Source organism: Streptomyces sp. Ru71 (assembly GCF_002920535.1).
Classification (GTDB): Bacteria; Actinomycetota; Actinomycetes; order Streptomycetales; family Streptomycetaceae; genus Streptomyces.
On record NZ_PQSS01000077.1, the window covers coordinates 24,778 to 34,339 of the forward strand.

A 9,562-nucleotide genomic window follows, 5' to 3' on the forward strand; every position below is an offset into this window, starting at 1 on the left:
TCAGAGCCTACGGGTGGCCAGGGTCAGCCGGTCCCGGGCGTCGAACAGCGCGTCCTTGACCATCTGTTCATGGGCGGGCGTGAGCCGGGCGACCGGCACGGAGCAGCTGATGGCGTCCCGGGCGGGCGTGCGGTAGGGGATCGACACACCGAAGCAGCGCAGCCCCAGCGTGTTCTCCTCACGGTCCACGGCGAAGCCCTGCTCACGCACCTGGTGCAGTTCCTCGATGAGCTTCTCGCGGTCCGTGATGGTGTTCTCGGTCAGCGCGGGCAGCGTCTCCGGGAGCATCTTGCGGACCTGCTCGTCGGAGTACGTGGCCAGGATGGCCTTGCCCAGCGACGTCGAGTGCGCGGGCAGCCGGCGGCCGACCCGGGTGAAGGGCCGCAGATAGTGCTGCGACTGCCGGGTGGCCAGATAGACGACGTTCGTGCCGTCCAGCCGGGCCAGGTGGATGGTCTCGGTGGTGTCGTCGGAGAGCCGGTCCAGCGTCGGCCGGGCCGCCGCGACCACCTCGTCGCCGTCGATGTAGGAGGTGCCGACCAGCAGCGCCCGCACCCCGATGCCGTACCGCGTACCGGTGGCGTCGGTCTCGACCCACCCGAGGTCCACGAGGGTGCGCAACAGCATGTAGAGGCTGGACTTGGGATACCCGACGGCCTCCTGCACCGACGCGAGGGAGTGCATGCCGGGGCGTGCCGCGAAGTACTCCAGCAGCTCCACCGTCCGTACCGCCGACTTGACCTGTGCCCCGCCGCCCGTCTCGCCTGCCGACATCGCCCTTGACCCCTTCGTTGGACGGGAAATAGTCTCCGAGCTGTTCATCATCAGAGACAGTGTTCAGTATATCGAACGCCCCTGGTGGGGCGGCGACATACTGGGAGGGACCCACGGTGGCAGCAGCACCAGTCTGGAGTGTCGACCCCCGAACCGGGAAGCAGCGGGAACAGGTTGCGGTGGAGGCCACAGCCCAGGAGGTGGACGCCGCCGTCCGCGCCGCGCACGCCGCCCGCGACTCCCTCACCGACCGCACGGTCCGAGCCGCGTTCCTGCGCACCGCCGCCGAGAGACTGGAGGCGGCGAAGGAACACCTCGTCGAGGTGGCCGACGCGGAAACCGCCCTCGGCCCGGTCCGTCTGACCGGCGAACTCGCCCGCACCTGCTACCAGCTGCGCGCCTTCGCGGACATCGTCGACGAGGGCGCCTTCCTCGACGTGGTCATCAACCACCCCGACGACACGGCCACCCCGCCCGTCCCGGACCTGCGCCGCTACAAGATCCCGCTCGGCGTCGTCGCGGTCTACTCCGCCTCCAACTTCCCCTTCGCCTTCTCCGTGCCCGGCGGCGACACCGCGAGCGCGCTCGCCGCGGGCTGCCCGGTCGTCGTCAAGTCCCACCCCGACCACCCCGCACTGTCCGAACTGGTCGCCAAGATCCTGCGCACCGCCGCCGCGGAGCACGGCATCCCCGCTGGTGTCCTGGGCCTGGTCCACGGCTTCGAGGCCGGCGTCGAACTGATCAAGCACCCGCTGGTCGCCGCCGCGGGCTTCACCGGCTCCGTACGCGGCGGCCGTGCCCTCTTCGACGCGGCCGCCGCCCGGCCCGTCCCCATCCCCTTCCACGGCGAACTCGGCTCCCTCAACCCGGTCGTGGTGACCGAGGCCGCCGCCGCCGAGCGCGCGGAGGCCATCGGCACCGGGCTCGCCGGGTCGATGACCCTCGGCGTGGGCCAGTTCTGCGTCAAGCCGGGCCTGGTCCTCGTACCGGCCGGCGGCGCGGGCGACCAACTGCTGAAGTCCCTGACCGACGCCGTCAGCGACACCGAGGCCGGCGTCCTGCTCGACCACCGCATGCGGGACAACTTCGTCGCCGGGGTAGCGGAACGCCTCAGCCTGGAGGGCGTCGACGCCCCCGTGACGCCGGGCGCGGGCGGCGAGCACACGGTCAGCGCGGGCTTCCTCACGGTGCCGGCGAGCAAGCTGGCCGAGGAGGGGGCGTACGACCTGCTGCTGGAGGAGTGCTTCGGCCCGGTCACGGTCGTGGCCCGCTACGAGGACGAGACCGAGGTCAAGGACGTCCTGTCCCGCCTGCCGGGCAACCTCACGGCGACGGTCCAGCTGTCCTCGCAGGAGGCGGCCGGGGAGGGCCGCGGAGCGGACCTCCTGGCGGAACTGACCCCGCTGGCGGGCCGAGTCCTGGTCAACGGCTGGCCGACCGGCGTGGCGGTGGCGGCCGCGCAGCACCACGGGGGCCCGTACCCGGCGACGACGTCCACGTCGACCTCCGTGGGCGGCACGGCCATCGAACGCTGGCTGCGCCCGGTTGTCTACCAGGGCGCCCCGGAGGCCCTCCTGCCCCCGGAACTCCACGACGACAACCCCCTGGGCCTCCCCCGCCGCATCAACGGCCACCTGGAGCGGTAGCCGACGCGGGCAGGAACCGGTGCTGCACCGGGCCGGGGGCGGGTGACGCAGCCCGGCGCTGGCGGGGTGCCTCCCCCAAGCTCTTCGAGCAGGGGGGACCCCCAGCGCCCACCCGTGCCGCCCCAGCGGCACGACTGCCCGCAGCTACGTGGGGGTGGTGGACGCACGCCACGACGGCGGGGTAGCCGCCGACGGCGGGGAGGGGGCGGGGTGGGGGGTGTCCGCCCGCAGCGGCCGGCACCGCCAACCTTCACCGCGTCGGAAGCAGTGGGCCGGACCGAGGACGGATACCCCCCACCCCGGCCCCGACTCACGAACCGGCCGTAGGCGCTACATCAGCCGACCACCGGACGGCAACGGGCCGCCGCAGGCATTTCAGGGGCGCGGGGAACTGCGCGACCAGCCACCACGCACCCGCAGACGAAAACCGGCCCGGCGCCGCAGGTACCCGCGACCAGCCACCCACTCACCCGCACCCGGGAATGAACCCGGCTGCTTGAACGTTCACACACCGCCAACCAAACCCGCCCCCAACCCGAAGTGAGCAACCCGTGACCCTCCGCGTCGAAATCTGGAGCGACATAGCCTGCCCCTGGTGCTACGTAGGCAAGGCCCGCTTCGAGAAGGCGCTCGCGGCCTTCCCCCACCGTGACCAGGTAGAGGTCGTGCACCGCTCCTTCGAGCTCGACCCCGGCCGAGCCAAGGACGACATCCAGCCCGTCCTCACCATGCTCACCAAGAAGTACGGCATGACCGAGGCCCAGGCCCAGGCCGGCGAGGACAACCTCGGCGCCCAGGCGGCAGCCGAGGGCCTCGCCTACCGCACCCACGGCCGCGACCACGGCAGCACCTTCGACATGCACCGCCTGCTCCACTTCGCCAAGGACCAGGGCAAGCAGGACCAGCTCCTGGACCTCCTCTACAAGGCCAACTTCGCCGAGGAACGCTCCGTCTTCAACGACGACGAGCGCCTGCTCGACCTGGCCGAAGCCGCCGGCCTCGACAAGGACGCCGCCCGCACGGTCCTCACCGACCCGGACGCCTACGCGAACGCCGTCCGCGAGGACGAACGCGAGGCCGCCCAGCTCGGCGCCCGCGGTGTGCCGTTCTTCGTCCTCGACCGCGCCTACGGCGTCTCCGGCGCCCAGCCCGCCGAGGTCTTCACCCAGGCCCTCACCCAGGCCTGGGGCGCCCGCTCCCCGCTCACCCTGCTCGACGACGGCGGCGCCGACGCCTGCGGCCCGGACGGATGCGCGGTGCCGCAGCCCAGCTGACGACCACAAAACCGCAGGTCACCGCCCACCCATAAGCAGTCCTTGGCGGTACCGGGCAAAAAATCGCAATGGACGAGGGCTCCACGGGCCAGCACAGTGGTCCCATGGAGACCTTCGAGAGCCTCGTCCGCGCCGAGTTCGCCCCGGAGAACACCTATCTGAACACCGCGAGCAACGGCCTGCTCCCGGCCCGCACCGTGACCGCCCTGCACCAGGCGATCACCCTGCGGGCCGAGGGCAGGCCGCTCGGTTCCCTGTACGAGGACGTGGAGGCCGTCCGCGCCTCCTTCGCCCGGCTGACCGGCGTCCCCGCCGACCGCGTGGCGACCGGCGCCTCGGTCACCGAGTACGGCGCCCTGATCGCCGCCTCCCTGCCCGCCGGCGCCGAAGTCCTCACCAGCGAGGCCGACTTCTCCTCCCTGGTGAACCCCTTCCACATGCGCGCCGACCTCACCGTGCGCACCGTCCCGCTGGACAAGATCGCCGAGTCCGTGCGACCCGGCACCGCACTGGTCGCGGTGAGCGCGGCGCAGTCCGCCGACGGCCGCCTCGCCGACCTGCCCGCCGTGCGCGCGGCGGCCCACGCCTACGGAGCCCGGGTCTACGTCGACGCCTCCCAGTCGGCCGGCTGGCTGCCCGTGGACCCGGAGCACTACGACTTCCTCGCCGCCGTCGGCTTCAAGTGGCTCATGGGCCCGCACGGCGCCACGTTCTTCGTCGCCCCGGACGCCACGCGAGACTTCGGCGGGCTGACCCCGCTCCTCGCCGGCTGGTCCGCCGGTGAGAAGCCGTGGGACAGCTGCTACGGCCCCGTCACCGAACTCGCCCACTCCGTCCGGCGGTTCGACGTCAGCCCCGCCCTCTTCAGCTACGCCGGCCTGCGCGCCTCACTCGACCTGATCGAGGGACTGGGCGTGGACGCCGTACACGCACACGACGTGGCGCTCGCCGACCGGTTCCGCAAGGGACTCGACTCCCTCGGTCACGAGCCGGTCCCGGCACCGGGCTCCGCGATCGTGTCCGTGCCGGGCCTCGGCCACCGGCAGGCGGAACTGAGCGAGATGGGCATCGAGGTCTCCGACCGGGCGGGCAACCTGCGAGCCGCGTTCCACTTGTACAACACGACAGCGGACGTCGACCGCCTCCTGGACGTACTGTCCGCGTGACGGCGTGACGGCGTGACGGCGTGACGGCCTGAGGGCCTGACGGCTCAGGCAACCGTCCAGGCACACCACCGGGCCGGGACCCCCCGTCCCACACGAGGAGGCCCCGGCCCGGTGGTCACCCGGCGCTGCCTCGACCCGACGTGATCAGGAAGCGCCGGCAGAGTGTCACCTCACCGGAGTGAAGTCCCGCGCGCCGATGAACTCCGGCCGCCGCACGGGCGCGGCGAACGGCTCCACGGCCGTGTTCTCCACGCTGTTGAACACGATGAAGACGTTGCTGCGCGGGTACGGCGTGATGTTGTCGCCGGAGCCGTGCATGGCGTTGCAGTCGAACCAGGTCGCCGAGCCGGGCTTGCCGGTGAACAGCCGGATGCCGTACTCGCTCGCCAGCGAGGTGAGCGCCTCGTCGGACGGCGTGCCCGCGTCCTGCATCTGCAGCGACTTCTTGTAGTTGTCCTTCGGCGTCTCACCCGCGCAGCCGAGGAACGTCTTGTGCGACCCCGGCATGATCATCAGACCGCCGTTCGTGTCGAAGTTCTCGGTCAGCGCGATCGACACGGACACCGTCCGCATCCGCGGCAGACCGTCCTCCGCGTGCCAGGTCTCGAAGTCGGAGTGCCAGTAGAAGCCGCTGGCGCCGAAGCCGGGCTTGACGTTGATCCGGGACTGGTGGACGTACACGTCCGAGCCCAGGATCTGCCGGGCACGCCCGACGACCCGCTCGTCGCGCACCAGCTTCGCGAACACCTCGCTGATCCGGTGCACTTCGAAGACGGAGCGGATCTCCTTGGACTTCGGCTCCACGATGGACCGCTCGTCCTCGCGGATCGCCGGGTCGGTCACCAGCCGGTCCAGTTCGCGCTTGTACTCGGCGACCTCGTCGGGCCCGATGAGCTGGTCGACGGCGATGAAGCCGTCGCGCTCGAAGGCGCCGAGGTCGGCCGGCTGGAACGGGCCCGGGGCGTCCGGGGCGCCCCAGACGACCGGGTCCTGCCGGGGCACCGTCACCTCGGTGGCGCCGCGGGTGGGGTACAGGTCCGTGACGGTGGTGGGGTGGGTCGTGGTGGCCGTCATGCGGTTCACACCTCCTCGGGTTCGGTGAGCAGCGGGTAGACGCCGTTCTCGTCGTGGTCCTCCCGCCCGGTCACGGGCGGGTTGAACACGCAGATGCAGTGGAAGTCCTCCTTGACCTTGAGCGTGTGCCGCTCGTGGCCGTCGAGGAGGTACATGGTGCCGGGCGTGATCGTGTGGGTCTTCCCGGTCTCGTGGTCCGTGAGTTCCGCCTCGCCCTGAGTGCAGACCACGGCCTCGATGTGGTTGGCGTACCACATCGACGTCTCGGTCCCCGCGTACAGGATCGTCTCGTGCAGCGAGAAGCCGACGCGCTCCTTGGCGAGCACGATGCGTTTGCTCTCCCAGGTGCCGGACGCGGCCTTCACATGGCGGTCGGTTCCCTCGATCTCCTTGAACGAACGGACGATCACGGTGGTGCGATGCCTCCTAGGTCGGGGTGTTCCAGGCGGTCGGTGCGGCTGGACGAGGGGGGTTCAGGCGGTCTCGCGGACGGCCCGGGCGAGGGTCTTGAGGCCCTCGTCCAGCTCGTCCGGGGTGATGGTGAGGGCCGGCAGCAGCTTGACGACCTCGGACTCGGGGCCGGAGGTCTCCACCAGCAGGCCCAGCTCGAAGGCGCGGCGCGCGATGCGTCCGGCCCGCTCCTTGTCGTGGAACTCCATGCCCCACACCAGGCCCCGGCCGCGGTACTCCTTGACGTCGGCGAGGTTCTCCTCGGTGATGGCGATCAGCCACTGCTCGACCTGCTCACCGCGGGCGCGGGTCTGCTTCTCCATGGCGGAGCCGTCGGTCCAGTACGTCTCCAGCGCGGCGGTGGCGGTGACGAACGCCGGGTTGTTGCCGCGGAAGGTGCCGTTGTGCTCGCCCGGCTCCCACACGTCCAGCTCGGGCTTGAACAGGCACAGCGACATCGGCAGCCCGTAGCCGCTGATCGACTTCGACACGGTGACGATGTCCGGGGTGATCCCGGCCTCCTCGAACGAGAAGAAGGCCCCCGTGCGCCCGCAGCCCATCTGGATGTCGTCGACGATCAGCAGCATGTCCTGCCGCTCGCACAGCTCCTTGAGCGCGCGCAGCCACTCGGGTCGGGCGACGTTGATGCCGCCCTCGCCCTGCACGGTCTCCACGATCACCGCGGCGGGCTTGTTCAGGCCGGAGCCCTGGTCCTCCAGCAGGCGTTCGAACCACAGGAAGTCCGGGACGGTGCCGTCGAAGTAGTTGTCGAACGGCATCGGCGTGCCGTGCACCAGCGGGATGCCGGCGCCGGCCCGCTTGAAGGCGTTGCCGGTGACGGCGAGGGAGCCGAGCGACATGCCGTGGAAGGCGTTGGTGAACGACACGATCGCCTCGCGGCCCTTCACCTTCCGGGCCAGCTTCAGCGCCGACTCCACGGCGTTGGTGCCCGTCGGGCCCGGGAACATGACCTTGTACGGCAGGTCACGGGGGCGCAGCACCAGGTCCTGGAAGGTCTGCAGGAAGGACCGCTTGGCCGTGGTCGACATGTCCAGGCCGTGGGTGACGCCGTCCCGCATCAGGTAGTCGATCAGCGCCCGTTTCAGTACGGGGTTGTTGTGGCCGTAGTTCAGTGACCCGGCACCGGCGAAGAAGTCCAGGTACTGGTGGCCGTCCTCGTCGTACATGCGGCTGCCCTGCGCGCGGTCGAAGACGGTGGGCCAGCCGCGGCAGTAGCTGCGCACCTCGGACTCCAGGGTCTCGAAGACGCTCAGGTCGGGCTGGGTGATGGTCACGACGAATCGCTCCTCAGTGGGAAGTCGGGGTCAGCGGGCCGATGCGGTACAGGACTTCGGGGTCGTGCGGGCCGTCCGGGAACAGTCCGGCGTCGAACAGGACCTCCCGTTCGACCCGTGCGCCGTGCCGGGCGGCGAACGAGGTGAACAGCGCCTCGGAGGCGGTGTTGCCCGGGGTGATCGTGGTCTCGACGTCGGTGATCCCGAGCTCGGCGGCGAGCCGGGCGGTCAGGCCGTCGAGCAGCGCGGCGGCCAGGCCCCGGCCGCGGTACGCGGCGTCGACGGCCACCTGCCAGACGAGCAGGGTGCGCGGCCGCTCGGGCCGTACGTACCCGGTGACGAAGCCGACCGGCTCGCCGTCCTCCCGGCGCACCACGGCCGAGGTGCCCGCGAAGTCGCGGCACCACAGCAGGTAGCTGTAGGAGGAGTTCAGGTCGAGGGCCTTGGAGTCCCTGGCGATACGCCAAAGGGCGGCTCCGTCGGCCACCGACGGGCGGTCGATGAGCAGGTCTGCTGGTGCGGCAGTCATGCGGATTGAATTTACCGAGTGAAATTGAAAAATGCATGGAGGGTCGGGGTTTCCTGCGGCCCGCTTCTGTGTTATCGCGCGGGCGCGTGCAGGCCCGCGACCTGCCGGAAGCTTGTCCGTATTTGCCCGGGAGGAAGGGGGTGAAACGGGCGTGATGTGGAACGCGTCACAGCCGTGTAACCTCCGCGAGATCCGCCCGAATAACCCCCCGCGGCGTTCGCGAAATCTTCGCGTTTAGGGTCGCGAGAAGCGGGCAGAAGAAGATGGGAAGCTACCCGCTGGAATGTGCTCGTTAATAAGGGAAAAGAATTCTCGGAATCGGATGACCGCAATTGGCTGCGAACGGGAATTCAGGCGCCGGTCGTGCCGTCGATGCGCTCGCGCAGGAGGTCCGCGTGGCCGTTGTGCCGGGCGTACTCCTCGATCATGTGGATCAGCACCCAGCGCAGTGAGACCTCCAGCCCGGCCATCGGTCCGTCGGGGATGCGTCCCGTCGCCTCCAGGGGGCGGCCCGCGCACAGCTCCTGCCCGCGCGACACCTCCCGGCGCCAGGTCGTCAGCGCCTCGTCCAGCCCGCGCCCGGGTTCCAGGACGTACCCGGACTCCTCGCCGAAGACGGGGGGCACGTCCAGGCCGGCGAACACCCGCTGGAACCAGTTCCGCTCCACCTCGGCCAGATGCTGCACCAGGCCGAGCAGCGTCATCGAGGACGGCTCGGCCGACGCCAGCCGCACCTGTCCGTCGTCCAGCCCCGCGCACTTCAGCTCCAGCGTCGCCCGGTGGAAGGCGAGCCAGCTCTCCAGCATGGGCCGCTCCTCCCCGGTCATGAGCGGCACGGGCCGACCGTCGGGCAGAGTCTGAGGCGCGTCAGTCGTCATGGCCCGAGCATGGCACGCCCCACGGCCATCGGCCCCCCGACAACCGAGCGCCCGCCAACGCGTGGGCCCACGCACGGCCCCGCCCAACGCCCCGCGCGCAACGGCATGCCCACCACCGCGGCCACCCCCGGCCTCGCCCCGCAGGGCCGCCGCCAGGACTGGCCCCCGGCCGGCGACGCGGATGGCGCAAAGGCGCCCCGCCGGTCGCCGTCGGGCGTGCCCGGCGCCCCGCTTACCGCCGTCGCGTCCGCATCGTCGCCGACGGGCCTGGCCCCGTGGCCCGCGTGCGACCGGCGTGCCCGCGTCCGGGCGGTGCTCGTCGTGCCCGGCCGGTGGTCCGGGTGCGGCGGGTGTGTTCGCCGCCGCTGTTGCGGTCGGGCTCGGCCCACGGGCCTGCCCGTGGCCCAGTGCGTGGGCGCTGCGTTCGCGCGGTCACCGTCGGGCCAACCTGTGGCCCGAGGGGGCCCAGCGGGTTC

Annotated in this window: 9 protein-coding genes; 3 read left to right on the plus strand and 6 right to left on the minus strand. The window is 71.2% G+C overall.

All coding sequences use genetic code 11. The features are described 5' to 3' along the window. Nucleotides 1-774: an IclR family transcriptional regulator gene (locus C3489_RS31260; protein WP_103785473.1), complete on the minus strand. Its 774-nt coding sequence runs from the start codon at nucleotides 772-774 to the stop codon at nucleotides 1-3. Nucleotides 775-890: 116 nt separating this feature from the next. On the opposite strand from C3489_RS31260, the gene C3489_RS31265 reads away from it, so the two are divergent. The 3 genes from C3489_RS31265 (at nucleotide 891) to C3489_RS31280 (ending at nucleotide 4,860) form a co-directional block, all read left to right on the plus strand. Continuing rightward, complete coding sequence (locus tag C3489_RS31265; RefSeq protein WP_103785474.1) at nucleotides 891-2,420, plus strand: aldehyde dehydrogenase (NADP(+)); 1,530 nt, start codon at nucleotides 891-893, stop codon at nucleotides 2,418-2,420. A 551-nt stretch (nucleotides 2,421-2,971) separates the two neighbouring features. Then, nucleotides 2,972-3,694, plus strand: a complete 723-nt coding sequence (locus C3489_RS31275) for a DsbA family oxidoreductase (RefSeq protein WP_103785476.1) — start codon at nucleotides 2,972-2,974, stop codon at nucleotides 3,692-3,694. A gap of 104 nt (nucleotides 3,695-3,798) precedes the next feature. Beyond that, on the plus strand, nucleotides 3,799-4,860 hold the full coding sequence (locus C3489_RS31280; protein WP_103785477.1) for an aminotransferase class V-fold PLP-dependent enzyme: 1,062 nt from the start codon (nucleotides 3,799-3,801) through the stop codon (nucleotides 4,858-4,860). A 165-nt stretch (nucleotides 4,861-5,025) separates the two neighbouring features. Here C3489_RS31280 and thpD read toward each other — a convergent pair whose 3' ends face one another. The 5 genes from thpD to C3489_RS31305 all read right to left on the minus strand — a co-directional run bounded on the left by thpD (nucleotide 5,026) and on the right by C3489_RS31305 (nucleotide 9,086). Further along, complete coding sequence (gene thpD / locus C3489_RS31285) at nucleotides 5,026-5,934, minus strand: ectoine hydroxylase (RefSeq protein WP_103785478.1); 909 nt, start codon at nucleotides 5,932-5,934, stop codon at nucleotides 5,026-5,028. 5 nt (nucleotides 5,935-5,939) lie between these two features. Next, nucleotides 5,940-6,344: an ectoine synthase gene (locus tag C3489_RS31290; RefSeq protein ID WP_103785479.1), complete on the minus strand. Its 405-nt coding sequence runs from the start codon at nucleotides 6,342-6,344 to the stop codon at nucleotides 5,940-5,942. Nucleotides 6,345-6,407: 63 nt separating this feature from the next. Further along, nucleotides 6,408-7,679: a diaminobutyrate--2-oxoglutarate transaminase gene (ectB, locus tag C3489_RS31295; protein WP_103785480.1), complete on the minus strand. Its 1,272-nt coding sequence runs from the start codon at nucleotides 7,677-7,679 to the stop codon at nucleotides 6,408-6,410. A gap of 13 nt (nucleotides 7,680-7,692) precedes the next feature. Further along, nucleotides 7,693-8,208 carry a diaminobutyrate acetyltransferase gene (ectA, locus tag C3489_RS31300; protein WP_103785481.1) on the minus strand — a complete coding sequence of 172 codons (516 nt, stop codon included), beginning with the start codon at nucleotides 8,206-8,208 and terminating at the stop codon, nucleotides 7,693-7,695. A 350-nt stretch (nucleotides 8,209-8,558) separates the two neighbouring features. Further along, nucleotides 8,559-9,086: a DinB family protein gene (locus tag C3489_RS31305; protein WP_103785482.1), complete on the minus strand. Its 528-nt coding sequence runs from the start codon at nucleotides 9,084-9,086 to the stop codon at nucleotides 8,559-8,561. Between the last annotated feature and the right edge of the window lie 476 nt (nucleotides 9,087-9,562).

What these genes read in the sequence shown, in the direction of transcription:
- C3489_RS31260 (WP_103785473.1), bottom strand. Translation starts at nt 774, where the DNA reads ATGTCGGCAGGCGAGACGGGCGGCGGGGCACAGGTCAAGTCGGCGGTA.
- C3489_RS31280 (WP_103785477.1), top strand. Translation starts at nt 3,799, where the DNA reads ATGGAGACCTTCGAGAGCCTCGTCCGCGCCGAGTTCGCCCCGGAGAAC.
- thpD (WP_103785478.1), bottom strand. Translation starts at nt 5,934, where the DNA reads ATGACGGCCACCACGACCCACCCCACCACCGTCACGGACCTGTACCCC.
- ectA (WP_103785481.1), bottom strand. Translation starts at nt 8,208, where the DNA reads ATGACTGCCGCACCAGCAGACCTGCTCATCGACCGCCCGTCGGTGGCC.
- C3489_RS31305 (WP_103785482.1), bottom strand. Translation starts at nt 9,086, where the DNA reads ATGACGACTGACGCGCCTCAGACTCTGCCCGACGGTCGGCCCGTGCCG.